Genomic DNA, 25,695 nt, shown 5'->3' with positions numbered 1-25,695 from the left:
CAAACCGCCGGCCGGCTGGGGAACATCCCGTGTTGCATCGCAATCTCATCGGACAGCGCCTGCTGGCACTCTTTCTGCTCGGCTGGCTGCTGTTTAATTTCCCCTTGCTGGCGCTGTTTGCCGGCGCCAGCGATTGGCTTGGCGTGCCGGCAGTCTGGCTATATCTGTTTGCCGCCTGGCTGCTCCTGATCGTGTTGATGGCTTGCGTTGCCGAGCGCACGCAGGAGCGTCCGTCGCGCCAGGCGTGGGCTGGCGAGGACTTCCAGTCCGGGGCGGGCGGCGTGCCCGTCGCACCTGATACCAGGGAATAAAATGCTGCAAGGATGGGCGATCGGATTCTTGTCGCTGGCCTATCTCGGTCTGCTGTTTGCAATTGCCTTTTATGGCGACCGGCGCGCCTCCGCAGGCACCAGCATCATCGCCAGCCCGTATGTCTATGCCTTGTCGCTTGGGGTATACGCAACCACCTGGACATTCTACGGCAGCGTCGGACGTGCTGCCGTCAGCGGCATCGGGTTCCTGCCGATTTACCTCGGGCCAACGTTGATGGCCGCCTTGTGGTGGATCGTCTTGCGCAAGATGATCCGTATCAGCAAGGCCAACCGCATTACCTCGATCGCGGATTTCATCGCTTCCCGCTATGGCAAGAGTGCGCTGCTCGGCGGGCTCGTGACCCTGGGTGCGGTAATCGGGGTGGTGCCTTATATCGCCTTGCAACTGAAGGCGGTGTCGTCCAGCCTGGCCGTGCTTTCCCGTCACTCCGGCGCGTTGCCGGGACAGGCGATCTGGTCGGACACAGCCTTGTATCTGGCATTGCTGCTGGCAGCGTTTACGATCCTGTTCGGCACCCGTCATCTGGATGCATCCGAGCGCCACGAAGGCATGGTGGCTGCCATCGCATTCGAGTCACTGGTCAAGCTCCTGTCTTTCCTTGCCGTCGGAATCTATGTCGGTTTCGTCATGTACGATGGCTTGCCCGACCTGTTTCGCCAGGCGCGCGCGCATGCGTCGCTGGCGCCGCTGATGAGCCTGGACGGCGCAATGGCGGGTGGCGGCTTTGCCAACTGGACTGCCTTGATCGTGCTGTCGATGCTGTCGATCCTGTGCCTGCCGCGGCAGTTCCAGATAGCAGTGGTCGAGAATGTCGATGAAGCCCATGTGGCGCGTGCAATCTGGATGCTGCCGTTGTACCTTTTGGTGATTAACATTTTCGTGCTCCCCATTGCCATGGCGGGCAAAATGCATTTTTCCGGTGCGCAGAGCGATGCGGACATGTTCATCCTGATGCTGCCGCTGCAGGGGAATCAGGCGGCCCTTGCGCTGCTGGTGTTTGTAGGCGGACTGTCGGCCGCAACCGGCATGATCATTGTCGAGACGATCGCCTTGAGCACCATGCTTTGTAACGATGTCGTCATGCCGGTCCTGTTGCGCGCCAGGCGGTTGCGGCTCGACCAGCGTGCGGACCTGAGCGGCCTGCTGCTCAATGTGCGGCGCGGCGCAATCCTGCTGCTCATGCTGCTGGGCTATGCCTACTCGCGACTGGCCGGCGAGGCATATGCGCTGGTGGCGATCGGCCTGATTTCCTTTGCCGCTGTTGCCCAATTTGCGCCAGCCATGTTGGGTGGCATGTTCTGGAAAAACGGCACGCGTGCGGGTGCGCTCGCTGGCCTGTGCAGCGGCTTCATCCTGTGGGCGTACACGCTGCTGTTGCCTTCGTTTGCGCAATCGGGCTGGCTGCCCTCGGGCTTTATTGCGAACGGGCCGCTCGGCATAGGGTGGCTGCGGCCGCGGCAGCTCCTGGGGCTCGAGGGTCTTGACCAGATTTCGCATGGGTTATTCTGGAGCATGCTGGCCAACCTGGGTTGCTATGTCGGCGTGTCGCTGTGGAGCCGGCAGGGGGCGGCGGAAAAGGCCCAGGCACTGGTGTTTGTCGATGCATACACGCGCGGGCGCGCGGATATTGGCGCCAGCCTGTGGCGTGGGCGGGCGTCGGGCGATGCCTTGCTGTCCCTGTTGCGGCGTTTTCTGGGCGCAGCCCGGGCCGAGCAGGCATACATGCGGTTCATGCGCGAGCGTCCCTCTGGCCCGCTTCCTGCCGGCGATGCCGATCTTGTGCGTTTCGCCGAAATCGAGCTTGCAGGCGCAATCGGCGCCGCATCTGCGCATGCGATGGTGGCATCGGTAGTCGACGAGGAACCACTCGGCCCGGATGAAGTGCTGGCGATTCTCGACGAGACGTCGCAGGTGATCGCCTACAGCCGCCAGCTTGAAACCAAGTCGCGCGAACTCGAGGAAGCTTCAGCGGAATTGCGGGAGGCCAACATGCAGCTGAAAGAGCTGGATCGGATGAAGGATGATTTTCTGTCGACCGTGACGCACGAGTTGCGTACGCCGCTGACCTCGATACGCGCTTTTTCCGAGATCCTGCGTGACAATCCTGGACTGGCTTCGGAAAAACGTAGCGAATACCTCGATATCGTGATCAAGGAAAGCGAGCGCCTTACCCGCCTGATCAACGACGTGCTGGACCTGGCCAAGATCGAGGCGGGGCGGGCGGAATGGAATTCGGAAAAACTCGACTTGCGCGAAGTGATCGACGCCGCAGTGAAGGCGACGGCCCGGATTTTCGAGGACAAGCGCATCGATGTGGACGTCGATTTGCCGGCACAGGCGGCCACGGTACTGGCCGACCGGGACCGCCTGATGCAGGTGATGCTCAACCTGTTGTCGAACGCCGCAAAATTTTGCGCCCCGGGTTCAGGCCGGATCGATGTCGGCCTGCGCGAGCAGGATGGCTGGTTGCGCGTCGTGGTGCGTGACAATGGCCCCGGGGTACTTGCGCAAGATCGCGAAATTATTTTTGAAAAATTCCGCCAGGGTGGTGATACCCTTACCGGCAAGCCGCCAGGGACAGGCCTGGGGTTGCCCATCAGCCGCCGCATCATTGCGCATTTTGGTGGCAGCCTGTGGCTGGAGGACGCCGCCGGGCCCGGCGCGCAGTTTGTTTTTGCCTTGCCGCGCGCGGCGAATGGGGATGATGCATGAGACGCAGAATACTGATCGTGGACGATGAGCCCAATATCGTGCTTTCGCTGGAGTTTCTCATGCAGCAGAGCGGTTATGAAGTGGCGGTCGCACGCGATGGCGCTGAAGCGCTGGAGCGGATGCATTCTTTTCAGCCCGACCTGGTCTTACTTGACGTCATGATGCCAGTTCTTAATGGTTTCGAAGTCTGCCAGAAAATCCGCGAGAACAGCGCCTGGACTGCAGTCAAGATCGTGATGCTGTCGGCCAAGGGGCGGGAGTCGGAAGTGAGCAAGGGCCTCGCCCTGGGCGCTGATGCTTATGTGACCAAGCCGTTTTCTACCAAGGAACTTGTCCAGCGCGTGGCTGGCATGATGGCGGAAGACTGAGACGATTTCCATGCTTGCGCGCCTTTTTGCCCGCCACCGCTTTGCCTTGTCGCTCACACTGCTGTCTGCGCTGCAGATCGCAGTTGCCGGCGCATTACTGCTGATTTTCACGCGGGTGCCGGACAGCGGGCAACGCAATGCGCTGCTGGCGGCCCTGGCGTTTTTTTTGCTGCTGGCACTTGGCCTTGGCCTGCGCTTCGTGTTTCGCGCCTATATTTTTCCTCTGGCAAGGCTGGGGGAAGAGATCGTTTTATTGAAAAATAATCCAGCCCATCGTGTCATGCCGCAGGGCGGTGCGGCGGTGCGAACGCTGGGCGCAACGCTCAACGATCTTGGCGCCACCTGCCAGGCCCTGCAGGAAGACAGCGAGGCAAGGATTGCCCTTGCCGGACGCGAGCTTGCCCAGGAAAGGACGCGCCTTGCCGCGCTGATGGCGGAGCTGTCGGTGGGTGTGCTGGTATGTAATATCGAGGGGAGGATCCTGCTCTACAACCGACACGCGCGGCAATTACTCATGCGCGGGAAGGGCGCAGGCGAGGCGCCGGATTCGGCGCCCCTGGGCCTCGGGCGCTCGCTGTTCGGACTTGTCGAGCGCGGCCTGGTGGTGCATGCGCTTGAGCAGATCCAGCATCGGCTGCATCAACAGCACGATACCGAAGAGCCCGATGCGCACAATGCGGCAAAGGCCGAGGTGTCATCGCGCTTCATCGCGCCGCTGGCCAGCGGTTTTCTGGTACGCGCGAGAATGGCCCCGGTGCTCGACGAATCCGGCAAGCTGGGCGGTTTCGTGCTGGTGCTGGAAGACATTACACGCGAGGTGGAAGCCGACAGCCGGCGCGATGCATTGCTGCAGGCATTTAACCGCGATGCGCGCTCGGCACTGGCTAATTTGCGGGCGGCGGTGGAAACGGTGCAGGCCTTTCCGGAAATGGATGGCGCGCGTCGCGAACGGTTCATCAGCGTCATCGAAGAGGAGTCGCAACGCCTGGCGCGCGGTGTCGAACGTGCGCTCAACGAGTACGGAAGCGAATTCGAGGGGCGCCGCGAGTTCGAGGAAATGCGCGCCGAAGATCTTCTCGGCTTGCTCGTTCGCCGGCTCGATTCGCCTGCGCTGCGCGTTCAGCCGGCAACGGCGGCAAGCGGCAACGGCGGCAATCCGGCAGCGGATGCCGATGCCGGACTCTGGCTTGCGGTCGACAGCTACGCCCTGAGCCAGGCGCTGGCGCACTGGTGCCGGCAGATGGCCGATGCGACGCAGGTTCGCGAGATTTTCCTGGGCGTGCGGCGGGATGGCGGGCTGGCGCGATTTGAATTCGGCTGGATGGGGGCGGAGCCCGGTGCGGCGCTGCTGCAGTCCTGGGAGCAGGCGTCGCCGGCCGGCGATGCCGGGGGCGAAGCAATGAGTATCGGCGCGGTCCTGGCGCGTCACGCCGGCGAGTCGGTGTACCGCTATGACGCAGGTAGCGCAAGCTCGCGCTATTGCCTGTTGCTGCCGGCAAGCGCTGCGCCGGCGCCGCTGGCAATTGCGTTCCGGGGAGAGGGCAGGCCGGTATTTTACGATTTCGACTTGTTCCAGCAAGCCGGACAGGATGCCGCGCTCGACAGCTTGCCACTTGCGCAAATCAGCTACACCGTATTCGATACGGAGACGACCGGTCTTTACCCTGCCGCCGGGGATGAAATCATTTCCATCGGCGCTGTTCGCATCGTCAACGGGCGCCTGCTGCAGCAGGAGAATTTCGATCGCATGATACGACCGCGCTGCCCGGTGTCGGCGGAGTCTGTCGCCATTCATGGCATCACCGAAGACATGCTTGCAGGCCATCCGCGGGTCGAGCAGGTGCTGCCGCAATTCCAGCGTTTTGTCGAAGATACTGTGCTGGTGGCGCACAATGCGGCGTTCGACCTGCGCTTCCTGCAAATGCAGGAAGCGCAGACCGGCGTGCGCTTCGGGCAGCAGGTGCTCGACACCTTGCTGCTCTCGCAGGTGATCCATCCGCATCAGCTCGAGCATACCCTGGAAGCCATCGCTGCCCGCCTGGGTGTGACGGTCGTCGGCCGCCACACGGCGCTGGGCGATGCGATTGTCACTGCGGAAGTGTTTCTGCGCATGCTGCCGCTGCTGGCCGATAAAGGCATCCGTACGTTCGGTGAGGCGCGCGATGCCGAGCGGCAGACCAGATATGCGCGCCTGCGCTATTGAGCTTGATGCGCACAAATATCAAGGGGAACGCCATGCAGGATAGTGTCGACTTCGATCCAGCGGCTGCCTTTGGCAACGACAGGGATGGCGCGCACGCATTTGCCATTGAAATGCGCAGCCTGGATGCCGCGCTTGCCGCTGCTTCGGACGGCGCCGCGCTGCAACGGGTTGCCGCTGAAATGCGCGCCCTGGTGCACCGTGCGTTTGACGCGCTGCCTGCCGAATTCCTGACGCGCCTGATTTCCGCACTGAGCGATGCGCTGACGCAGCGGGTGATTGCACTGGCCTGCGCAGAGGCGCGGCAAGGCCAGCCGCACTGGTGCTGGATTGCACTGGGCAGCGAAGGCCGGCAAGAACAGACTTTTTCCAGCGACCAGGACAACGCCATTATTTTTGCCGATGGCGATAATCCCGACGCGCAGCGCGAGCTGCTTTTGCCGCTGGCGTTGCGCGTCAACCTGATGCTGGCCGACTGTGGCTTTCCCTTGTGCCGCGGGCAGATCATGGCCAGCAATCCGCAATGCTGCCTGAGCTTGCAGGAGTGGAAGGCGCGTTTCATGGAGTGGATGATCGAAGGCGACACCCAGGCATTGCTCAATGCCAGCATTTTTTTCGATTTTCGCCTGTTATACGGTAACAGCACACTCACAGGCACCCTGGGCGGCTGGCTATCGGCGAATGCCGCGGACAATCCGCGCTTCCTGCTGCAAATGGCCGAAAATGCCTTGCGGCGCCAGGCGCCGCTGGGTTTGCTGCGCGACTTCGTGGTCGAACGCCACGGCGATTTCGCCGGCACCATCGACCTGAAGTTGCAGGCCGCGACGCTGTTCGTGGATGCGGCCCGCGTCTATGGCCTAGCGTGTGGCAATCATGCCAGCAATACGGCCGATCGCCTGCGGCGGGCGGCGCAAGCGGCGATGCTGGAGCCGGATGAGGTCGAGACGTGGATCCGGGCCTTCTATTTTATCGAACTGTTGCGCCTGAAATGCCAGCATGCCAGCGCGGCGCGAGGCGAAGCAATGCATAACCATGTCGCTCCGGCGCAGCTGGCAAAATCCGAGCGGCATGCCTTGCTCGATGCCTTGCAACAGGCACGGGCGTTGCAGCAGTGCCTGGCGCATGCCCATCTGGGCGGCGCACACGCCTGACGATGCTGGCTTAACGCCCGCCCGGCTTGGTCTTGCGGCGCGCTTTTTCCTGCACCGCAGTTTGCTGCGCTTCCTCGATTGTGACTGTGCGCGTCTGCGCTTCAATGAAATTCTCCAGCGCCTGGAATAGATCGTCAAACACCTTCTTGCCGAATGCCTGCTCCAGTTCGTGGTAGCGCGCATCGATCAGGGGAGCGATTTCGGTAATCAGCTGGTCGCCTTTATGCGCCAGGCGCACCATGACCCGGCGCTGGTCTTCCGGCAAGCGGTTGCGGCTGACCAGGCCGAGGTCTTCCATGCGGGCCAGCACGCCTGCCATGCTGGGGCTGAGAATCTGGCACATTTCGCAGATTTCGCGCGGTTCGAGCTGCTCGTATTCGTCGAGCGCGCGCAGGATGCGCCACTGCTGCTCTGTTACGCCAAAGCGATTGAGAATCGGCCTGAAATTGGACATGAGCCGGTCGCGGCCCTTGAGCAAGAGTTGCGGCAGATTGCGATAGGTGATGCGAGGCTGCATTCGTGTCTCCTGAATTTATTGTATGAGTAGCCAAAAAGGATTATACCGCTTGACTCATTAAGATGTTAGTGATTATATTACTCATATGTTAGTGAATAAAATCATTTGATAGACACCCAAAAAGAGCGCAGCAATCCAGGCGCCGCCAACGAAGAAGAGGAAACAAGCATGTCGGAAAATCTCGCACAACGCATTCGCGCATCCAGCCTGCGTGACAAAGTGACCACGGCGGCAGCTGCGGCCGAGTGGATCAAGGATGGCATGACCATCGGCATGAGCGGCTTTACCAAGGCTGGCGATGCCAAGGTGGTGCCGCTGGCCCTGGCCGAGCGGGCCCGCCACGAACCGCTGAAAGTGACCTTGCTGACCGGCGCTTCGCTGGGCGGTGAAGTCGACCGCCAATTGACTGAAGCCGGCGCCCTGGTGCGCCGCATGCCCTTCCAGGGCGACCCGACCCTGCGCGCGGCGATCAACAGCGGCGAGGTGATGTATGTCGACCAGCACTTGTCCGAAACGGTCGAATTTTTGCGCAGCGGCCAGATCGCGCCAGTCGACGTCGCCATCATCGAGGCAATTGCCATCACGGAAACCGGCGCCATTATCCCGACGACTTCGGTTGGCAACAGTGCCAGCTTCGCCATCCTCGCCGACAAGGTGATTGTCGAAATCAACCTGGCCCATGCGCTGGAGCTGGAGGGTTTGCACGATATTTTCATTCCCAAGCGCCGCCCGGCACGCGAGCCGGTACCGCTGACCAGGGTTTCCGATCGGGTGGGCACGACCTCCATCGAAATTCCGGCAGAAAAGATTGTCGCCATCGTTATCACGAACCAGCCCGACAGCACGGCGTCCAACCTGCCGCCCGACGAGGAAACTGCGGCCATCGCCGGCCACCTGGTGGCGTTCTTCACTAAGGAGGTTGCGGCGGGCCGCCTGACCGAGAGCCTCATGCCGCTGCAGGCCGGCATCGGCACCATTGCCAATGCCGTGATGTCGGGCTTGATCGACAGCCCGTTCAAGCACCTGTCCATGTATTCGGAAGTGCTGCAGGATTCGACGTTCGAGCTGTTTGATGCCGGCAAGCTTGACTTTGCCTCTGGATCGTCGATCACGCTGTCGTCACGTAAATGCCATGAAGTGTTCGGCAATTTTGCCAAATACAAGGATCGCCTGGTGCTGCGCCCCCAGGAAATCAGCAACCACCCCGAGATCGTGCGCCGCCTGGGCATTATCGCCATCAACACTGCCCTGGAAGCCGACATTTATGGCAACGTCAATTCCACGCACGTCATGGGTACCAGCATGATGAACGGCATCGGCGGTTCCGGCGACTTTGCCCGCAATGCCTACCTGGCAGTGTTCGCCACAAAGTCGGTTGCCAAGGGCGGCAAGATTTCCAGCATCGTGCCGATGGTTGCCCATACTGACCACAGTTCGCACGACGTCGATATCCTGGTCACCGAAATCGGCCTTGCCGACTTGCGCGGCCTGGCGCCGCGCGAGCGTGCCCAGGCCATCATCAACAACTGCGTTGCCGAGCCGTACCGGGAAATGCTCCGGGAGTATGTGGCCGAGGCCAACCAGCGCGGCGGCCAGACCCCGCACGTGCTGGAAAAGGCCCTGTCGTGGCATGTGCGCTACCGCGAGCACGGCAGCATGCTGCCGGCGGTGGAGGAAGCCCGCCTGAAGGTCGCCTGACGCGCTTTTGCTATATCCCTTCAGGAAACGTTTCAGGCGCTTCGCCCGCATGCCAGCCTGCGGACGCTTCCAGCGGCTGCACTGCATGCGTTTCATCGAAATGCAGTACAGCGTCGAATTGCTGCGGCAGGCGGGCGTAAAGGTAATGGCTGTGGCGCTCCGTCTGCGGCCGGTAAATCACGCCAATGGCGCGTTCCAGGCGCCGTCCGGCAAGCGCCTGGGCGGCGGCCTTCGCCGTCCTTAGCGGCAGCAGGAAGCGCGGCACGCCGCTATGGTGGAAGGCATCCTCGATGCTGCCGGCAAGGGCAGGGCGCACGCGCTTTCGTTCGGCCGGCGCATCCCAGTCGGACGCTGCCGTGACAGTGCCGTGGTGGGTGGTAAAGCCAACCAGCACGGCCTCGTCTGCGTAGGCTTCGCGCGCCAGCTGCCCAAGCGTCCATTCGCCGTGCTCACCCATGTCGGTGGCGCGGGCGTCGCCGATGTGCGAATTGTGTTCCCACACCACGATGCGGGCCGGCTTGCCGCCACCATGGCTCAAGTGCTGCGACAGCGCTTCCAGGGTGTCGGCCATGTGGCGGTCGCGCAGGTTCCAGGAAGAGACTCGGCCGCGGAACATGGTGCGGTAGTATTCCTCGGCATGCATCACCAGCCGGGCATTTTGCTGTGCATGGAAATAGGCTTCCGCGCCATCGGCTACTTCCTGGCGCACGTAATCGAAGGCGCGACCCTGCATTTGGCGTAGCTGCGCAACCACCGCATCCTCGCACGAGGCAGACAGGTTGAGACTGGCGCCATAGCCGTAGCGCTGGCTGTCGCCGCCGTAGTGGTCGAAGCAGGCATAGCGGGCACGCGCCTGCTGCGCCGCATGCGGGTCGACCTGTTCGAGATAGCGCAAGACTTCGGTGATCGACGTAAACAGGCTGTACAAATCGAGCCCGTAGAAGCCGGTGCGCGCTTGCGAGGGCGGCAGGCGGCGATTCCAGTCATGCAGCCAGTCGAGGAATTCCAGCACCTCAGCATTGCGCCACATCCAGGTCGGAAAGCGCTTGAAGCCGGCCAGGGCGGCCTCGCTGCTGCGGTCGGCACCCTGGCCACGCACGTAGCGGTTGACCCGGTAGGCATCCGGCCAGTCGGCTTCGACGGCGACCGCTCCGAATCCCAGTTCGGTAATGAGGCGCTGCGTGATGCGGGCGCGCTCGCGATAGAATTCGTGGCTGCCGTGGCTGGCCTCGCCGAGCAGCACAAACCGGGCATCGCCTACCAGTTCCAGCAGCGGATCATAGTCGTATGCACTGCCCTCGAGCGGGAGTGCCGATGCCGCAATTGCGTTGGCAAGGCGGGAGTCGACGTGGCTGGCCATGATCGGCGGGACAAAATCAATGCAGGAGTTGCCCGCCTGCCGGTTGCGGCGACCTGGTGCCGTGATGTGGCACCACGCCGCTTTCGATGAAGCTTTTCATGCGTATCAGGTCTTCGTCGAGCTCGCGTGCCGGATCGGTGCCTGCCATGCGATGCAAGGCATCGGCGGGAGCGCCTGGTGGCGGTTTCAAGGTCAGGCGCAGCGTCACGCGGGTGCCCTGGCGCGTCGGTTCAAGCGTGACTTCGCCGGCATGGCCAAATGCGGCGGCCGGTTCGCTATGCCAGCCCAGTCTGCGCGGCCGCTCGCGCATGTTCCAGGCGGCGTTCCATTCCAGCCGGGAATTGCTGGTTTCTTGCGCGACCCAGCGGGCGCGCCCATTGCCCAGGTCGTGCACTGCCAGCAATTTTGAAAAGAAATGCGGAAAATTTTCAAAGTCGCTCCAGGCATCGAATACGGTTTCCGATGAGGCGTGCACTTCGATCGATTGTTCCAGGTGGATGGCGGCAGCCTCTGCGCGGTGCTGACGGTTCATTTGCCGCAAGCCTTCGATGGCGCGGCCGAGCAGCGCCATGCCTGCGCTGGCCAGCACCATGCCGGTGCCGCCGCGGCGCGTCAAGCCGTAAGCGCCGAGCGCGCCGCCTGCCAATGCCTGCAATGCTGGCCGGCCCGATAGCCCCGTGGCAGTGCGGTGCCGGCCCTGCAAGGCAGGCACGCCGGCAGCGCTCGCATATACCGTCAGCCTGTCCTCGACGTCAGCAACGCCCGGAATCCGGCGTGCCTGGGCCAGGAGACGGTCACGCTCGTCGACAAGGATGGCGCCGCTCAGGACGACATGGCCGCCATCGGCGGTGACCTCGATGGCGTGAGGATGCGACACCAGATGCCCCAGTTGGGCGCGCACCCGCGACACCAAAACCTCTTCTTCTGCCGGCTGCTGGCCGCCGAACGTCTGCAGCAGCCTGGCGCGCACGCCCTGCAGGCGGTTGCCGAAGTCATGGGCGGTTGCATCACGCACATCGGCCGCCCCCAGGCCAATGCTGTAGATCTGGTCGCGCAGCAGCGCGCGCCGGCGCCGGCCTTGCCGCGGGTCGGAATAATACATGGCCACGGCGCCGAGGGCCGCTCCGGCCAGCCACTTTTCCCATCCTGCGCCTGTTTTCTGATGTCTGCTCACGGCTTGCTCCTTTCAGGTCGATATGGCAAAGCGTCTTGTCTGCTCTAGATTGGCGCGCGCGCCGCGCGTTGTGCCAGGGCGCGATCGGCCCGGCCCAGCAGTTCGATGACTTCTTCATCGCTGGTCTGGTCGAAGTGCTCGTACCACTGGCCGACAGCCTGGAAAAATTCGGGGCTTTGCAGGCAGACGATGTCATCGGCCTGGCCTTGCAAGCTGTGGCAGGTCTCCGGCGGCGCCACCGGGACGGCAATGATGACGCGGGCCGGCTTGCCGGCCCTGGCTGCCTGCAGCGCCGCCTGCATGGTTGCGCCTGTGGCCAGGCCATCATCGACCAGGATTACGGTGCGGCCCTGCATTGACGGCGGCGGTCGCCTGGCGCGGTACAGGCGTTCGCGTCGCTCAAGTTCGGCTGCTTCGCGACGCTTGACCTGTTCCACTGTCGCCATGGTAATGCCGAGGCTGTTGATCACATCCCGGTGCAATATCGACGCGCCGGCACTGGCGATGGCTCCCATGGCATATTCCTCGTGGCCGGGTACACCCAGTTTGCGCACCAGCATGATGTCCAGTGGCAATCCTAATGCTTGGGCAATGGCGAAGCCTACCGGCACACCTCCTCGTGGCAATGCCAGGATCAGCACGTCGTCTCGCCCGGCATAGGCGGCGAGCCGCTGTGCCAGCAAGGCACCGGCTTCTTCCCGATTCTTAAAGCGATGCAAGACATTCATGACGCACCCGCGAATTGAAATGGCTTTGCCAGCATGGGAATTGGACTATGCCTGCCGCATATAGGTCGCTGAAGTGGAAAATTTTTATGGATTAGGGGCGCCTGTACAGGCCCGTCAGTTGTGTTTGGGCAAGCACATGCCCCTGCAAGGCTTTTTCGAGCTGGGCCTTGGTCGGCATGTCCAGGTCGGGCAAGATGATGTCCAGCGCATACAGCTTGTGAATGTAGCGATGGCGACCGATGGGCGGGCACGGGCCGCCATAGCCGGCACGGTTCCAGTCATTGCGGCCTTGCAGCGTACCCGCAGGTAAGTCCCGGACGGCGGCTCCCTGCGCCAGGTTGCCGGCATCCGGGGGCAGGTTATACAAGACCCAGTGCACCCAGGTCACTTTCGGTGCGGCCGGATCGGGCGCATCAGGATCGTCGACAATCAATGCGAGGCTTTTTGTGCCATCGGGCAATCCGGACCAGGCCAGGGGCGGGGAAATATCCCGTCCGTCGCATGTGTAAATCCCAGGAATTGCCTGGCCATCCTGAAAGGCGCTGGAAACGAGTGAAAAGCTCATGGTTTGGCGGGCCATACATAATCACTCTTCGACCGGACAATTGGCCCGATCGTTTGCCGCCAGGGGGTTTATCCCTGTCGACTCCTGTTTTGGCGCAAATGATCCAGCAGAATTGCCTGGCCGCATTCGAGCTGCACTTCCTCTGCCATGCGTCGTGCCTTCACGCGCGCCTTTTCATATGCCTTGCCCACTGCCATGGCGGCATCTTCTTCCCGCCATTTTTGCTGCAGCGTGAGTTTCGCGCATTTCTTTTGCTTTGCAGCACGTGCCCTGAGTGCTTTTTGGGCGGCTTTGTCATCCTGCGCTTCGCGCCGATGCCGTGCGTCCTGGAGGCGCCGCAATTCTGCCCTTTGCTCGTCCAGCCGGAAATCGGCCGGTGCGGGCGCCATGTTCGCCCCAGCCGGGCCCGTGGCAATCGTGCTGGACTTGCCGCTCGCGCAGGGCGTGTCGCCATAGCTGACGGTACGTCCGGTTTCGCATTTGTAAATTGCCAGCGCGGGGAGGGGACAGGCAAGCAGCACGAACGAGATCAGCAGACGCATGGGAATCGGTCCTCGGTTCAGATAAGTTTGCCCGGATTCATCAGGTTGAGTGGATCGAGCGCTTGTTTGATGGAACGCTGCAGCGCCATTTCCACGGGCGATTTGTAACGCAGGATTTCTTCGCGCTTCAGGGCGCCGAGCCCGTGTTCGGCAGAGATGGCGCCACCGAAGCTGTGCACGCTGTCGTGCACGACGCGATTGACTTCGGCCTGGCGCGCAAGGAAGGCGTGGTCAGTCATTCCTGCTGGCGCGGCGACGTTGTAATGCAGGTTGCCATCGCCAAGGTGGCCGAAGGTCACCAGGCGGCAGCCTGGAAAAGCCTGCTCCAGCAAGCGGCCGGTCGTGTCGATGAATTCGCCGATGCGTGAAATCGGCACGGCAATGTCGTGCTTGATATTCTTGCCTTCGGCAGCCTGTGCCGCGGATATGTGCTCGCGCAATTGCCACAGGTTTGCCGATTGCGCGAGTGAAGCCGCCACCACGGCGTCCTCGGCCAGGCCAGCCTTCAGCGCCGCGTCCATCAGGCCTTCCAGCAACTGCGTGGCATGTTCGCTGGATTCGCCATCGGAGACTTCCAGCAGTACATATTGCGGGTACGCTTGTGCAAACGGCGCGCGCAATGCCGGAAAATGCCTGTGCACCATTTGCAGGCAGAGATCCGACATCAGTTCGAAACCAGTCAGGGTGTCGCCGCATTCCTGGCGCGCCATGGCCAGCAGTCCGAGGGCGGCGGCGGGACTGCGCAGCGCCGCCAGCGCGGTCAGTTGCGCGCGCGGGCGCGGGTGCAGCTTGAGCACGGCGGCGGTGATGATGCCCAGCGTGCCTTCGGCGCCGATAAACAGGTCACGCAGGTCATAGCCGGTATTGTCCTTGCGCAGGCCACGCAAGCCATCCCAGAGGTCGCCAGCCGCTGTGACGACTTCCAGTCCCAGGCACAGTTCGCGGGCGTTGCCGTAACGGAGCACCGCGGTGCCGCCGGCATTGCTGGAAAGATTGCCGCCGATGGTACAGCTGCCTTCGGAGGCCAGCGACAGCGGAAACAGCCGGTCGGCAGCGCTGGCCGCTTCCTGGATATTTTTGAGGATGCACCCGGCTTCGGCGACCAGGGTATCGTTGATGACGTCGATGGAACGGATGCGGTTCAGGCGCGTCAGCGACAGGACAACCGCGGCGCCGCTCGTGTCGGGCACGCTGCCCAGCACCAGGCCGGTATTGCCGCCTTGCGGCACCACCGGTACGCGGTGCAGCGCGCACAAACGCACGATGGCCGCGACTTCTTCGCTGGTGCCCGGCTTGATGACTGCCAGTGCCGCGCCGGTATGGCGGCGGCGCTGGTCGGTCAGGTAGGCGGCCATGTCGGCCGGGTCTGTCAGGATGTGCGCGGCGCCGATGGCGGCACGGCAGGCATCCAGGAATGCCGTCATCTGGAGGCCTTGTCGATGGCTTGCCTGGCCAGTTTTTTCGCGGCCTGCTTGTACGGGCGCAGGTATGCCAGCGCGCAAAAGAAGTAGATGCAGGTAAGCGCAACTTCAATCCAGCCCAGCGCCATCGACAGCGGCAGCCGGTCGCTGGTGGCGCGCACGATCCCCTCGGCGAAGTACAGCAGGATCAGCATGGCGGACCATTGCAGGGTATAGATGTCGCGCCGCAGCACGCCCGCCAGCGGCAACAGCAGCGGCACCACTTTCAGGACCATCCAGGAGCCGCCCGGCCGCAGCGGCGCGAGGAACAGTTCCCAGGCGATGCCTAGCAGGATCAGCGCGATCAGGCTGGCGCTGGCAACCAGGTGGCAGGCTTTGGCGGTGCGCGGCGTCATGGCGCCCTCCGCAGCTTGCAGGCGGTTTCGGCCAGGCGCTTGCCCAGGGCAATGGTCAGGGTGCGCGTTTCCTCGGAAAACGGATTGTCGCCATTCAGGCCGGCCCAGTGGCTTGCGCCATAGGGTGTGCCGCCGCTCTTGCTGGTCATGAGTTCGGGGTGGGTGTAAGGCAGGCCCAGCACCAGCATACCGTGGTGCAGCAGCGGCATCATCATCGTCAAGAGGGTCGATTCCTGGCCGCCGTGCATGCTGGATGTTGAGGTAAATACGCAGGCAGGCTTGCCGGCCAGCGAACCGGCCAGCCACTGCGTCGAGGTGCCATCCCAGAAATATTTCATGGCGGACGCCATATTGCCGAAGCGGGTGGGCGAGCCCAGTGCCAGGCCGTCGCATTCTTCGAGGTCGGACAGTTCGACGTAAGGCGGGCCTTCCGCCGGAATGTCCGGCGCGGTCGCTTCGGCCACGGTCGACACCGCCGGCACGGTACGCAGGCGCGCGTCGCAGCCGGGAACGCTCTCGACGCCTTGCGCCATCAGTTCGGCCAGCTTGCGGGTGGCGCCGTGGCGGGAGTAATACAGAATCAGGATAGTGCAGTTGGAAGGTCTCATGCTGCTATTATATGGCGCTTTTCCAGCGCCGCTTCTTAACACAAGGCAAGCTGCCACCCATAAAATTCATGACGCCAACGCACTTTCTGTCGCAGATCCGCAGTTTTTCCTGGTCCCAGGTACGCGACTTGTTCCGTTTCGCATCGCGTCGCCTGAAGGAAGAACATTTGCCCGAAGTGGCAGGCAGCCTGACGTTCACTACGGTGCTGGCGCTGGTGCCGATCGTCACCATAGCATTCGCGATCTTCACGATCTTCCCGGTGTTTAATGCTTTTCGCGCAGCGCTGGAAGCGTATTTCATTCAAAACCTGATGCCCAAGGCGATGGCGAACAATATCCTGGGTTATCTCAACCAGTTCGCGGCAAAGTCCAAGGGCTTGTCAGCGGTGGGCGGCATCTTCCTGTTCGTTACCGCCGCCATGACGCTGTCGATGATCGACCGCGTCTTCAACCAGATCTGGCGGGTCAAGACGGTGCGCCCGCTGCCGCAGCGTGTGCTGGTGTACTGGGCCATCATGACGCTGGGACCGCTGCTGATCGGCATGTCGATCAGCGTGACATCCTTTGTGTTTACCGCCACGAACGGTGTGGTGATGCAAAAGTCCGGCCTGGGCGCCGTCATCTACACGCTGATTTCCGTGCTGCTCACCACCGGCGCGTTTACGCTGCTGTACATTGCCATACCAAACCGCATCGTCGACTGGCGCGACGCCATCTGGGGCGGCTTCTTCGCTGCCGTGGCATTTGAAATCGCCAAGCGCCTCTTCGCAACCTACATCATCAAATTTCCGGCGTACACCGTGATCTATGGCGCGGTTGCGGCAATCCCGATTTTTCTGATCTGGATTTACCTGTTCTGGATGATCACCCTGTCCGGCGCCTTGCTGGCCGCGGCACTGCCGGTCGTCAAGTATGAGCGCTGGTGGCATCAGCCGACGCCGGGCAGCGAGTTCGTCGATGCAATGGCGGTCTTGCAGGTCCTCTTCAATGCGCGCGCCAGCGGCGCATCTGCTGCTGTCGATGTCCGCATGATTCGCGCGCAGACCCGCCTTGGTTTCGATGAGTCCGAAGCACTATTGTCGAAGATGCTGGATGCCGGCTGGGTGGGGCGGATCAAGGCGGACATGGCGGGCCGCGGCCGCTGGGGCAAGCGCGTGCGCGAAGGCTATGACAGCTGGGCACTCCTGGCGAATCCCCGGCAATTGCTGCTGGCTGATGTCTATCGCCTGTTCGTCTTCCATGCCGCCCACAATCCGGACCTCGCAAAACATGTCGAGACGGCGGTCGAGCACGGCTTGCAGCAAACCCTGGGAGCGCATTTTGCCGGCAACAAGCCTGTACCGGACTGAGGTTTGTTGTTTTTTGGGAATGAATTGCTGGAAAAAAGGCGCATTCCTCATGCCGCATCCTGCCGCGAGGCTATTGACCGATTCTTGCCAGAGTGCGTTGCAGCTAGATTTTTGCCTGTGCTTAAGTTACATTGATAAAAACTACAACACCTCGCATCCGGGATGACCTATGAAAGTATCCGAAATCCTCAAAGTCAAAGGCGACATTCTTTATACCGTAACGCCGGACACCTCCATGCTTGACGCCGTGCACACCATGGCGGAAAAGGATATCGGCTCGCTGGTCGTGATGGAATTCGGCACGCTGGTCGGCATGCTGAGCTTTCGCGAAGTCATGAAAACCATGGACCGCAACAATGGTTCCGTCGGCGCCGATACCGTGCGCAAGCACATGGACGACCATCCCATCACCATTACGCCGGACACCGAAGTCAATGAAGTGCGCCGCATCATGCTCGAAAAGCATGCGCGCTATGTGCCGATCATGGATGCCAAGACCGTGCATGGCGTGATCTCGTTCTACGATGTGGCGCGCGCCGTGCTGGAAGCCCAGAGCTTTGAAAACAAGATGCTGAAGGCGTATATCCGCGACTGGCCTGCCGAAGGCGACGAATAAGCGGCAAGTAAGAAGCTGCATTTTCGCCGGACCGGGCCGTTCGCCGCAGTCAGTTGCGGCGAACGGCTTTTTCATTGCCGGCGCTGGTAGAATGTCTGCTTTCGCTCACTTCTACTTTCCATCATGGCTGGCAATACTTTCGGCACCCTGTTTACCGTAACGACGTTTGGTGAATCCCATGGCAAGGCCATCGGTTGCGTGGTGGATGGTTGTCCGCCCGGCCTGGAACTGTCGGAGGCCGATATCCAGCCTGAACTGGACCGCCGCAAGCCAGGTACCTCGCGCCACGTCACGCAGCGCCAGGAGCCGGACCAGGTGGAAATCCTCTCGGGCGTCTACGAAGGCAAGACCACCGGCACGCCGATTGCGCTCCTGATTCGCAATGAAGACCAGCGCAGCAAGGATTACGGCAATATCCTCGATACGTTCCGCCCGGGCCATGCCGACTACGTCTACTGGCACAAGTATGGCATCCGCGATCCGCGCGGCGGTGGCCGTTCTTCGGCGCGACTGACGGCGCCCGTGGTGGCAGCGGCCGCCATCGCCCGCAAGTGGCTGCATCAGCAGTACGGCACCACCTTTCGGGGTTGCATGAGCCAGCTGGGCGAGATCGCCATCCCCTTCGAATCCTGGGAGCATGTGCCGGCCAATCCTTTCTTTGCCGCCAATGCCACTATCCTCCCGCAGCTGGAGCAATACATGGATGACTTGCGTGGTGCCGGCGACTCCTGCGGCGCGCGCATCGACGTGGTGGCGCAAAACGTCCCGGTCGGCCTGGGCGAACCTATCTACGACAAGCTGGATGCGGAAATTGCCTACGCCATGATGGGCATCAATGCCGTCAAGGGCGTGGAAATCGGCGCCGGCTTCCGTTCGATCGCGCAAAAGGGCACCGAGCATGGCGATGCGCTGACGCCGGAAGGCTTTGTCGGCAATAACGCCGGCGGCGTGCTGGGCGGGATTTCGACCGGCCAGGACATCACGGTATCGATCGCCATCAAGCCGACTTCCTCGATCAGGAGCCCGCGGCCGTCGATCGACCGCGCCGGCAACCCGGTGACAGTGGAAACTTTCGGGCGGCATGATCCCTGCGTGGGCATCCGCGCCACGCCGATCGCCGAAGCGATGCTGGCACTGGTGCTGATGGACCATGCCTTGCGCAACCGCGCCCAGTGCGGCGACGTGAAAGTCGATACGCCGAAGATCGCGGCGCAGGCGCCGGGCAAGTAAGCCGGCAGGGCAGTGGCATTGCAACCCTGGCCGCCGCAGGCGCGGCATTTTTCGCTGTTTTTCTTTGCCTACTACGGCTATATCGGCGTGTTTTCGCCATATGCCACGCTGTATTTTGCCGACCGCGGCATGAGCGCGCCGCAGATTGCGCTCTTGATGGCGCTCATGCAAGTCTTGCGCATCTTCGGGCCGGCGGCCTGGGGCTGGATTGCCGACCATACCCAAAAGCGCGCGCTGGTCCTGCAAGGCACGGCGCTGGCAGCCAGCCTGATGTTTTGCGGCCTGTTCCTTGGCCGCGATTTCACGCACTTCCTGCTGGTCATGCTGGCCGTGAGCACCTTTACCAGCGCGCTTGCGCCAGTGTCGGAAGCGCTGATGCTGACGGAAATGAAAGGTAACCTGACACACTACGGGCGCCTGCGCGTATGGGGTTCGGTCGGCTTCATCGCTGCCGTCAGCCTGTCCGGCTACCTGCTGGACTGGTATGGCATCGGCATGTTCCCCTGGGTCGGACTGGTGCTGCTGGCCGCGGTGTTTGGCGCAAGCCTGGGCCTGCGTGAAGCTTCGCCGGCGCCGGCCGCGCATGCCGCACCATCGGTCTGGATGCTGTTGCGGCGGCGCGAAGTCATCGCCTTTTTCGCCTCCACCTTCCTGATGCTCGCCGCGCACGCTGCCCTGTACGTGTTTTATTCGCTCTACCTCGAGCAGATCGGCTACGGCACGGGTGTGATCGGCATGATGTGGGCCTTGGGCGTGCTCGCGGAAATCGTGTTTTTCTTTTACCAGGCGCCGATATTCGCGCGCTTTGGCGTGCAAAGACTGATGCTGGCCAGCCTCTTGCTGGCGGCGATTCGCTTCGCCATGATCGGCGCACTGGCAGACTCGTTCGTGGCCTTGCTGCTCGCCCAGATCCTGCACGCCGCTACTTTCGGCATCCATCATTCCGCCTCCGTGGCCATGCTGCAGCGCTGGTTCGCCGGGCCCCTGCAGGCGAGAGGGCAAGCTTTGTTTACCAGTATTTCCTACGGCCTTGGGGGCAGCATCGGGGGCCTGGTGCTGGGGTTGGTCTGGGAAACATGGGGCGCTGCATCGGTTTATTGGGTGGCGGCAACATTTGCACTGGCTGCGGCATTTTGTGCAAAATTGTCTTATTCTTGGCAGACCAACAATGAGGAGACATCATGCGCACACCGATCCGGCGAGTCCTTGTAAAAGGTATTTTGGTGGTATTGACTGGCATGGCGCTGTCTTCCTGCGAAACGGTGCAGACGACCCAGGGCGGCGTGGTCGGGGTCGACCGCAAGCAAATGATGGCGGTGTCTTCCGAGCAGATCGACCAGGCTTCGAGCCAGACTTACGCCAAGCTGATTGCGCAGGAGCGCGCCAAGGGCACGCTGGACCGCGATGCGGCGCAAGTCGGCCGCGTGCGCGCCATTGCCAATCGCCTGATCGCGCAAACCCCCGCATTCCGGCCCGAGGCGCGCAACTGGCAATGGGAAGTCAATGTGATCACTTCGTCCGAGGTAAATGCCTGGTGCATGCCCGGCGGGAAAATCGCCGTCTATACCGGCCTGATCGAAAAGCTCCGGGCGACCGATGACGAGCTGGCGGCGGTGATCGGCCATGAAATTGCGCACGCCTTGCGCGAGCATGCGCGCGAACGCGCGTCCGAGCAGGCTGTCGCCGGCGCCGGCATTTCCATCCTGGCGGCGGTGGCGGGACTGGGCGACATCGGCCAGAAGGGCATGGAGTACGCCTACATGGGCTTGCTTGGCCTGCCCAACTCGCGCCGGCATGAAACCGAATCGGACCGCATCGGCGTCGAGCTGGCGGCGCGCGCCGGCTATGACCCGCGCGCAGCCATCACGCTCTGGCAAAAAATGGGGCAGGCATCCGGCGGCGAGCCAATCAAGTTTCTCTCGACCCACCCTTCGCGCGAAGACCGGATCGCCGATCTGACGGTATACGCGCAGCGCGTCCTGCCGCTGTATGAGCAAAGCCGCAAAAAATAGGGCTTGATAAAATGCCATGAAAAACGCCCGCAATCGCCTTTGCGGTCGTTTTTTATTGGGGTGGGCATGCCCCTGCGCATGCGTTCGGGGCGCGCAAATATGGCATAATCAAGGACTGTTTACCTGATTCTGCGCATAGACGCATCCACCCGAAACATGGCTCAAACGCTCTACGACAAACTCTGGGATTCGCACGTCATTCATACGGGCGACGATGGCACCACGCTGCTGTACATCGACCGTCACCTGCTGCATGAGGTCACCAGCCCGCAAGCCTTCGAAGGCCTGAAGCTGGCCGCTCGCCAGCCGTGGCGCACTGCCGCCAACCTGGTGGTGGCCGACCACAACGTGCCGACCACGGACCGCGCCAACGGCATCGCCGACCCGATCTCGCGCCTGCAGGTCGAAACGCTCGATGCCAATGCCGCCGAATACGGCCTGACCTATTTCAGCATGCGCGACAAGCGCCAGGGCATCGTGCACGTGATCGGGCCGGAGCAGGGCGCCACCCTGCCGGGCATGACGGTGGTCTGCGGCGACTCGCACACCTCCACCCATGGCGCCTTCGGCGCGCTGGCGCACGGCATCGGCACATCCGAGGTCGAGCACGTGCTGGCCACGCAGACCCTGCTGGCCAAAAAATCCAAAGCCATGCTGGTGCAGGTCGACGGCCCGTTGCCGGCCGGCGTCACCGCCAAGGATATCGTGCTGGCCGTGATCGGCAAGATCGGCACGGCCGGCGGCACCGGCTATGCGATCGAATTCGCCGGCTCGGCGATCCGCGCGCTATCGATGGAGGGCCGCATGACCATCTGCAACATGGCCATCGAGGCGGGCGCGCGCGCCGGCATGGTGGCGGTGGACGACACCACCATCGATTACGTCAAGGGACGCCCGTTCTCGCCGGTCGGACCGCACTGGGAACGCGCCGTGTCGTACTGGCGCACCCTGCATTCCGATGTCGGCGCCAAGTTCGACCTGGTGGTCACGCTCAATGCCGCCGAGATCAAGCCGCAGGTGACCTGGGGCACTTCGCCGGAAATGGTGCTGCCGATCGACGAGCGCGTGCCGGACCCCGACCATGAAAAGGATCCGGTCAAGCGCGACGCCATGGAAAAGGCGCTGGTCTACATGGACCTGAAGCCCAATACGCCGATCGAGGATATCCGCATCGACAAGGTGTTCATCGGTTCCTGCACCAATTCACGCATCGAAGACCTGCGCGCTGCCGCCGCCGTCGTGCGCGGCAAGTTCCGCGCTTCCAACGTCAAGCTGGCGATGGTGGTGCCGGGTTCTGGCCTGGTCAAGGAACAGGCCGAGCGCGAAGGGCTCGACCGGATTTTCCGCGACGCCGGCTTCGAGTGGCGCGAGCCGGGATGCTCCATGTGCCTGGCCATGAACGCCGACCGCCTGGAACCGGGCGAGCGCTGCGCCTCGACGTCGAACCGCAATTTCGAGGGGCGCCAGGGGCAGGGCGGACGTACCCACCTGGTGTCGCCGGCGATGGCCGCCGCCGCCGGGATCGAAGGGCATTTCGTTGATGTGCGCAAGCTGGCTTGATCTATTCTAAGGGGGAAATATGAAAAAGATATTTGTGTTCCTGCTGTCCGTTGTCCTGCTGAACGCCTGCAATACGATTGAAGGTGTCGGCAAGGATGTGAAAAAAGCCGGTTCCGTGGTGGAAGAGGCTGCCCGCCGCTAGGCGTTTGGCGGCAGGAGTTGATGCTCCGCTGAAAACAAGAAGGCGCCGCGTGCGGCGCTGCAATGGTTACTGAGATAGAAAATGGATAAATTTACGGTTCTCGAAGGTCTGGTGGCGCCGCTCGATCGCGCCAACGTCGACACCGACGCGATCATCCCCAAGCAGTTTCTGAAATCGATCAAGCGCACCGGCTTCGGTCCCAACCTGTTCGACGAATGGCGCTATCTCGATCATGGCGAACCCGGCATGGACAATAGCAAGCGGCCGCTCAATCCGGATTTCGTGCTGAACCAGCCGCGCTATCAGGGCGCCTCGATTCTTCTGACACGCAAGAATTTCGGTTGCGGCTCGTCGCGCGAGCATGCGCCCTGGGCCTTGCAGCAGTACGGCTTCCGCGCGGTGATCGCGCCCAGCTTTGCCGATATTTTCTTCAACAATTGCTTCAAGAACGGCGTGCTGCCGATTGCCCTGACCGAGCTGCAGGTGGATCACCTGTTCAACGAGGTCAAGGCCTTCCCGGGTTACAAGCTGGTGGTCGACCTCGAACAGCAAGTCGTGCGCACTGCCAACGGCAGCGCCAGCTATCCTTTTGAAGTCGATGCCTTCCGCAAGCATTGCCTGCTCAATGGCCTCGACGACATCGGCCTGACCCTGCAGAAGGCCGACCTGATCCGTGCCTATGAAGAGCGCCATCTTGCAGCCCAGCCCTGGCTGGCCAATACGATCTGATTTTAGTGAAATCTATGAAAATTGCAGTCTTGCCGGGCGACGGCATCGGTCCCGAAATCATCAGCCAGGCGGTCAAGGTCTTGAACGCCCTGGGCGAACCGTTTGAAATGGAAACCGCGCCGGTCGGCGGCGCCGGTTACGAAGCGCACGGTCACCCGCTGCCGGAAGGCACGCTGAAGCTGGCAAAAGAAGCCGATGCCGTGCTGTTCGGCGCCGTCGGCGACTGGAAATACGATACGCTCGACCGCCCGCTGCGCCCGGAGCAGGCGATCCTCGGCTTGCGCAAGAACCTGAACCTGTTCGCCAACCTGCGCCCGGCCATCCTCTATCCGGAACTCGCGGGCGCCTCGACCCTGAAGCCGGAAGTGGTATCGGGCCTGGATATCCTGATCGTGCGCGAACTGACCGGCGACATTTACTTCGGCCAGCCGCGCGGCGTGCGCGAATGCCCGGATGGCCCCTTCAAGGGCAGCCGCGAAGGTTTCGACACCATGCGTTATTCCGAGCCGGAAATCCGCCGCATCGCCCACGTGGCCTTCCAGGCGGCGCAAAAGCGCGACAAGCGCCTGACCTCCGTGGACAAGGCCAACGTGCTGGAAACCTTCCAGTTCTGGAAAGACATCGTCACCGACGTGCACAAGGAATACCCGGACGTCGCGCTCGACCACATGTATGTGGACAATGCCGCCATGCAGCTGGTGCGCGCGCCAAAGAAATTCGACGTCATGGTGACCGGTAACATGTTCGGCGATATCCTGTCTGATGCCGCTGCCATGCTGACCGGTTCGATCGGCATGCTGCCGTCGGCTTCGCTGGACGCCAACAACAAGGGTCTGTATGAGCCCTCGCACGGTTCCGCGCCGGACATCGCCGGCAAAGGCATTGCCAACCCGCTGGCAACGATCCTGTCGGCTGCGATGATGCTGCGCTATTCGCTGAACCGCGCCGAGCAGGCCGACCGCGTCGAAGCCGCTGTCAAGAAAGTGCTGGCGCAGGGCTTGCGCACCGGCGACATTTACGAGGAAGGCACCACGAAGGTCGGTACCGAGGAAATGGGTAATGCCGTGCTCAAGGCGCTGGCCTGAGCCTGACGACGCAAAGATTTTGAAATTGATGGCGGGGCGACCCGCCTAGCATTTGAGGAAACATGATGAAACAGGTTGGCTTGGTAGGTTGGCGCGGCATGGTGGGTTCGGTCCTGATGCAGCGCATGCAGGAAGAAAAGGATTTCGATCATATCGAACCGGTGTTCTTCTCGACGTCGAATGCCGGTGGCAAGGCCCCCGCGCAGGCGAAGAAGGAAACCACGCTCAAGGATGCCAACAACATCGACGAGCTGAAAAAGTGCGACGTCATCATTACCTGCCAGGGTGGCGACTACACGACCGAGATTTTCCCCAAGCTGCGCGCCGCAGGCTGGGAAGGTTACTGGATCGATGCCGCATCGACCCTGCGCATGGCCGATGACGCCATCATCGTGCTCGACCCGGTCAATGCCCATGTCATCAAGGATGGCCTGAAGCGCGGCGTCAAGAATTACATCGGCGGCAATTGCACCAACTCGATCCTGCTGATGGGCGTCAACGGCCTGTTCCGCGAAGGCCTGGTCGAATGGGTCAGCTCCATGACTTACCAGGCAGCCTCCGGCGGCGGCGCCAACCACATGCGCGAACTGCTCAAGGGCATGGGCGTGGTGCACGCCGCCGTATCAGATGAACTGGCCACGCCATCCTCGGCGATCCTGGATATCGACCGCAAGGTGGCGCATACTATCCGCAGCGATGTGCCGCGCGAATACTTCCCAGCGCCGCTGGCCGGCGGCCTGATCCCCTGGATCGACAAGCAGCTCGACAATGGCCAGACCAAGGAAGAGTGGAAGGGCCAGGCTGAAGTCAACAAGATCCTCGGCAATAGCCAGACCATTCCGGTCGATGGCCTGTGCGTGCGCATCGGCGCCATGCGTTGCCACAGCCTGGCGCTGACCCTGAAGCTGAAGAAAGACCTGCCGCTGGCCGAGATCGAAAACATCATCAAGTCCGGCAATCCGTGGGTGAAATGGGTACCGAATGATCGTTCCATCACCGAGCAGGAACTGACGCCGGCATCGATCACCGGCGGCTTGAAAATCGGCGTCGGCCGCGTGCGCAAGCTGAATATGGGGCCGGAATATCTGTCGGCATTCGTGATCGGCGACCAGCTCTTGTGGGGCGCTGCCGAGCCACTGCGCCGCATGCTGCGCATCCTTCTGGAAGACTGAAGGAGCCCGTAGCGATTGTGAAATTTGT

General features: G+C 62.2%; 25 protein-coding genes. 16 read left to right on the top strand and 9 right to left on the bottom strand.

Annotated features, from left to right (window positions below; translation table 11 throughout):
- Positions 1-29 precede the first annotated feature (29 nt).
- Genes EKL02_RS11490 through EKL02_RS11470 form a run of 5 tightly spaced genes read left to right on the top strand, consistent with a single transcriptional unit; the run spans position 30 to position 6,764 of the window.
- Complete coding sequence (locus tag EKL02_RS11490) at positions 30-311, top strand: hypothetical protein (protein WP_206732381.1); 282 nt, start codon at positions 30-32, stop codon at positions 309-311.
- A 1-nt stretch (position 312) separates the two neighbouring features.
- On the top strand, positions 313-3,045 hold the full coding sequence (locus EKL02_RS11485; protein ID WP_128902182.1) for a sensor histidine kinase: 2,733 nt from the start codon (positions 313-315) through the stop codon (positions 3,043-3,045).
- On the top strand, positions 3,042-3,413 hold the full coding sequence (locus EKL02_RS11480) for a response regulator (RefSeq protein ID WP_128902181.1): 372 nt from the start codon (positions 3,042-3,044) through the stop codon (positions 3,411-3,413). The genes EKL02_RS11485 and EKL02_RS11480 overlap by 4 nt, the downstream gene beginning before the upstream one ends.
- Positions 3,414-3,423: 10 nt before the next feature.
- Positions 3,424-5,616, top strand: coding sequence for an exonuclease domain-containing protein (locus tag EKL02_RS11475; RefSeq protein WP_128902180.1), 2,193 nt, complete (start codon positions 3,424-3,426; stop codon positions 5,614-5,616).
- 32 nt (positions 5,617-5,648) lie between these two features.
- Positions 5,649-6,764: a DUF294 nucleotidyltransferase-like domain-containing protein gene (locus tag EKL02_RS11470; protein ID WP_128902179.1), complete on the top strand. Its 1,116-nt coding sequence runs from the start codon at positions 5,649-5,651 to the stop codon at positions 6,762-6,764.
- 10 nt (positions 6,765-6,774) lie between these two features.
- Here EKL02_RS11470 and hpaR read toward each other — a convergent pair whose 3' ends face one another.
- On the bottom strand, positions 6,775-7,281 hold the full coding sequence (gene hpaR, locus EKL02_RS11465) for a homoprotocatechuate degradation operon regulator HpaR (protein ID WP_128902178.1): 507 nt from the start codon (positions 7,279-7,281) through the stop codon (positions 6,775-6,777).
- Positions 7,282-7,449: 168 nt separating this feature from the next.
- Between hpaR and EKL02_RS11460 the strand changes: the two genes are divergently transcribed.
- Positions 7,450-8,979: an acetyl-CoA hydrolase/transferase family protein gene (locus EKL02_RS11460; RefSeq protein ID WP_128902177.1), complete on the top strand. Its 1,530-nt coding sequence runs from the start codon at positions 7,450-7,452 to the stop codon at positions 8,977-8,979.
- Positions 8,980-8,989: 10 nt separating this feature from the next.
- On the opposite strand, the gene EKL02_RS11455 is transcribed toward EKL02_RS11460, so the two are convergent.
- The 8 genes from EKL02_RS11455 to wrbA form a co-directional block, all read right to left on the bottom strand.
- The gene (locus tag EKL02_RS11455) at positions 8,990-10,339 is read right to left on the bottom strand and encodes an erythromycin esterase family protein (protein ID WP_128902176.1); all 1,350 of its coding nucleotides are present in this window, start codon (positions 10,337-10,339) and stop codon (positions 8,990-8,992) included.
- A gap of 16 nt (positions 10,340-10,355) precedes the next feature.
- Positions 10,356-11,513 carry an SRPBCC family protein gene (locus tag EKL02_RS11450; protein ID WP_128902175.1) on the bottom strand — a complete coding sequence of 386 codons (1,158 nt, stop codon included), beginning with the start codon at positions 11,511-11,513 and terminating at the stop codon, positions 10,356-10,358.
- Positions 11,514-11,557: 44 nt separating this feature from the next.
- Complete coding sequence (locus EKL02_RS11445) at positions 11,558-12,241, bottom strand: phosphoribosyltransferase (protein WP_128902174.1); 684 nt, start codon at positions 12,239-12,241, stop codon at positions 11,558-11,560.
- A 91-nt stretch (positions 12,242-12,332) separates the two neighbouring features.
- Positions 12,333-12,806 (bottom strand): YbhB/YbcL family Raf kinase inhibitor-like protein, encoded by a 474-nt coding sequence (locus EKL02_RS11440; protein WP_128902173.1) that lies wholly within the window; start codon positions 12,804-12,806, stop codon positions 12,333-12,335.
- Positions 12,807-12,874: 68 nt separating this feature from the next.
- Complete coding sequence (locus EKL02_RS11435; RefSeq protein WP_128902172.1) at positions 12,875-13,348, bottom strand: DUF4124 domain-containing protein; 474 nt, start codon at positions 13,346-13,348, stop codon at positions 12,875-12,877.
- A 17-nt stretch (positions 13,349-13,365) separates the two neighbouring features.
- Positions 13,366-14,772, bottom strand: coding sequence for an FAD-binding oxidoreductase (locus EKL02_RS11430; protein ID WP_128902171.1), 1,407 nt, complete (start codon positions 14,770-14,772; stop codon positions 13,366-13,368).
- Positions 14,769-15,164, bottom strand: a complete 396-nt coding sequence (locus EKL02_RS11425; protein ID WP_128902170.1) for a DUF2069 domain-containing protein — start codon at positions 15,162-15,164, stop codon at positions 14,769-14,771. The genes EKL02_RS11430 and EKL02_RS11425 overlap by 4 nt, the downstream gene beginning before the upstream one ends.
- Entirely contained in the window at positions 15,161-15,772 is a 612-nt protein-coding gene (gene wrbA / locus EKL02_RS11420; protein ID WP_128902169.1) for an NAD(P)H:quinone oxidoreductase, read from the bottom strand. The genes EKL02_RS11425 and wrbA overlap by 4 nt, the downstream gene beginning before the upstream one ends.
- A 68-nt stretch (positions 15,773-15,840) precedes the next feature.
- Between wrbA and EKL02_RS11415 the strand changes: the two genes are divergently transcribed.
- From EKL02_RS11415 to asd, 10 genes are all read left to right on the top strand, one after another.
- Positions 15,841-17,121 (top strand): YihY family inner membrane protein, encoded by a 1,281-nt coding sequence (locus EKL02_RS11415; RefSeq protein WP_128902168.1) that lies wholly within the window; start codon positions 15,841-15,843, stop codon positions 17,119-17,121.
- 169 nt (positions 17,122-17,290) lie between these two features.
- Positions 17,291-17,737: a CBS domain-containing protein gene (locus EKL02_RS11410; protein ID WP_128902167.1), complete on the top strand. Its 447-nt coding sequence runs from the start codon at positions 17,291-17,293 to the stop codon at positions 17,735-17,737.
- Positions 17,738-17,860: 123 nt separating this feature from the next.
- Positions 17,861-18,967: a chorismate synthase gene (gene aroC, locus EKL02_RS11405; RefSeq protein WP_128902166.1), complete on the top strand. Its 1,107-nt coding sequence runs from the start codon at positions 17,861-17,863 to the stop codon at positions 18,965-18,967.
- Positions 18,968-18,979: 12 nt separating this feature from the next.
- Positions 18,980-20,179, top strand: coding sequence for an MFS transporter (locus EKL02_RS11400; protein WP_128902165.1), 1,200 nt, complete (start codon positions 18,980-18,982; stop codon positions 20,177-20,179).
- Positions 20,149-20,979: a M48 family metallopeptidase gene (locus EKL02_RS11395; protein WP_128902164.1), complete on the top strand. Its 831-nt coding sequence runs from the start codon at positions 20,149-20,151 to the stop codon at positions 20,977-20,979. The genes EKL02_RS11400 and EKL02_RS11395 overlap by 31 nt, the downstream gene beginning before the upstream one ends.
- 156 nt (positions 20,980-21,135) lie before the next feature.
- Positions 21,136-22,539: a 3-isopropylmalate dehydratase large subunit gene (gene leuC, locus EKL02_RS11390; protein ID WP_128902163.1), complete on the top strand. Its 1,404-nt coding sequence runs from the start codon at positions 21,136-21,138 to the stop codon at positions 22,537-22,539.
- A 19-nt stretch (positions 22,540-22,558) separates the two neighbouring features.
- The gene (locus tag EKL02_RS11385; RefSeq protein ID WP_128902162.1) at positions 22,559-22,681 is read left to right on the top strand and encodes an entericidin A/B family lipoprotein; all 123 of its coding nucleotides are present in this window, start codon (positions 22,559-22,561) and stop codon (positions 22,679-22,681) included.
- Between the two features lie 81 nt (positions 22,682-22,762).
- Positions 22,763-23,410 (top strand): 3-isopropylmalate dehydratase small subunit, encoded by a 648-nt coding sequence (leuD, locus tag EKL02_RS11380; RefSeq protein ID WP_128902161.1) that lies wholly within the window; start codon positions 22,763-22,765, stop codon positions 23,408-23,410.
- Positions 23,411-23,424: 14 nt separating this feature from the next.
- The gene (gene leuB / locus EKL02_RS11375) at positions 23,425-24,495 is read left to right on the top strand and encodes a 3-isopropylmalate dehydrogenase (RefSeq protein WP_128902160.1); all 1,071 of its coding nucleotides are present in this window, start codon (positions 23,425-23,427) and stop codon (positions 24,493-24,495) included.
- 62 nt (positions 24,496-24,557) lie between these two features.
- Positions 24,558-25,667, top strand: coding sequence for an aspartate-semialdehyde dehydrogenase (gene asd / locus EKL02_RS11370; protein ID WP_128902159.1), 1,110 nt, complete (start codon positions 24,558-24,560; stop codon positions 25,665-25,667).
- Positions 25,668-25,695 lie beyond the last annotated feature (28 nt).

The organism is Janthinobacterium sp. 17J80-10 (assembly GCF_004114795.1).
Taxonomy (GTDB): domain Bacteria; phylum Pseudomonadota; class Gammaproteobacteria; order Burkholderiales; family Burkholderiaceae_D; genus Paucimonas.
This window is presented reverse-complemented; position numbering and strand designations above follow the sequence as displayed.

What these genes read in the sequence shown, in the direction of transcription:
- EKL02_RS11485 (WP_128902182.1), top strand. Translation starts at nt 313, where the DNA reads ATGCTGCAAGGATGGGCGATCGGATTCTTGTCGCTGGCCTATCTCGGT.
- EKL02_RS11480 (WP_128902181.1), top strand. Translation starts at nt 3,042, where the DNA reads ATGAGACGCAGAATACTGATCGTGGACGATGAGCCCAATATCGTGCTT.
- EKL02_RS11475 (WP_128902180.1), top strand. Translation starts at nt 3,424, where the DNA reads ATGCTTGCGCGCCTTTTTGCCCGCCACCGCTTTGCCTTGTCGCTCACA.
- EKL02_RS11470 (WP_128902179.1), top strand. Translation starts at nt 5,649, where the DNA reads ATGCAGGATAGTGTCGACTTCGATCCAGCGGCTGCCTTTGGCAACGAC.
- hpaR (WP_128902178.1), bottom strand. Translation starts at nt 7,281, where the DNA reads ATGCAGCCTCGCATCACCTATCGCAATCTGCCGCAACTCTTGCTCAAG.
- EKL02_RS11460 (WP_128902177.1), top strand. Translation starts at nt 7,450, where the DNA reads ATGTCGGAAAATCTCGCACAACGCATTCGCGCATCCAGCCTGCGTGAC.
- EKL02_RS11455 (WP_128902176.1), bottom strand. Translation starts at nt 10,339, where the DNA reads ATGGCCAGCCACGTCGACTCCCGCCTTGCCAACGCAATTGCGGCATCG.
- EKL02_RS11445 (WP_128902174.1), bottom strand. Translation starts at nt 12,241, where the DNA reads ATGAATGTCTTGCATCGCTTTAAGAATCGGGAAGAAGCCGGTGCCTTG.
- EKL02_RS11440 (WP_128902173.1), bottom strand. Translation starts at nt 12,806, where the DNA reads ATGAGCTTTTCACTCGTTTCCAGCGCCTTTCAGGATGGCCAGGCAATT.
- EKL02_RS11435 (WP_128902172.1), bottom strand. Translation starts at nt 13,348, where the DNA reads ATGCGTCTGCTGATCTCGTTCGTGCTGCTTGCCTGTCCCCTCCCCGCG.
- EKL02_RS11430 (WP_128902171.1), bottom strand. Translation starts at nt 14,772, where the DNA reads ATGACGGCATTCCTGGATGCCTGCCGTGCCGCCATCGGCGCCGCGCAC.
- EKL02_RS11425 (WP_128902170.1), bottom strand. Translation starts at nt 15,164, where the DNA reads ATGACGCCGCGCACCGCCAAAGCCTGCCACCTGGTTGCCAGCGCCAGC.
- wrbA (WP_128902169.1), bottom strand. Translation starts at nt 15,772, where the DNA reads ATGAGACCTTCCAACTGCACTATCCTGATTCTGTATTACTCCCGCCAC.
- EKL02_RS11415 (WP_128902168.1), top strand. Translation starts at nt 15,841, where the DNA reads ATGACGCCAACGCACTTTCTGTCGCAGATCCGCAGTTTTTCCTGGTCC.
- EKL02_RS11410 (WP_128902167.1), top strand. Translation starts at nt 17,291, where the DNA reads ATGAAAGTATCCGAAATCCTCAAAGTCAAAGGCGACATTCTTTATACC.
- aroC (WP_128902166.1), top strand. Translation starts at nt 17,861, where the DNA reads ATGGCTGGCAATACTTTCGGCACCCTGTTTACCGTAACGACGTTTGGT.
- EKL02_RS11395 (WP_128902164.1), top strand. Translation starts at nt 20,149, where the DNA reads ATGCGCACACCGATCCGGCGAGTCCTTGTAAAAGGTATTTTGGTGGTA.
- leuC (WP_128902163.1), top strand. Translation starts at nt 21,136, where the DNA reads ATGGCTCAAACGCTCTACGACAAACTCTGGGATTCGCACGTCATTCAT.
- EKL02_RS11385 (WP_128902162.1), top strand. Translation starts at nt 22,559, where the DNA reads ATGAAAAAGATATTTGTGTTCCTGCTGTCCGTTGTCCTGCTGAACGCC.
- leuD (WP_128902161.1), top strand. Translation starts at nt 22,763, where the DNA reads ATGGATAAATTTACGGTTCTCGAAGGTCTGGTGGCGCCGCTCGATCGC.
- leuB (WP_128902160.1), top strand. Translation starts at nt 23,425, where the DNA reads ATGAAAATTGCAGTCTTGCCGGGCGACGGCATCGGTCCCGAAATCATC.
- asd (WP_128902159.1), top strand. Translation starts at nt 24,558, where the DNA reads ATGATGAAACAGGTTGGCTTGGTAGGTTGGCGCGGCATGGTGGGTTCG.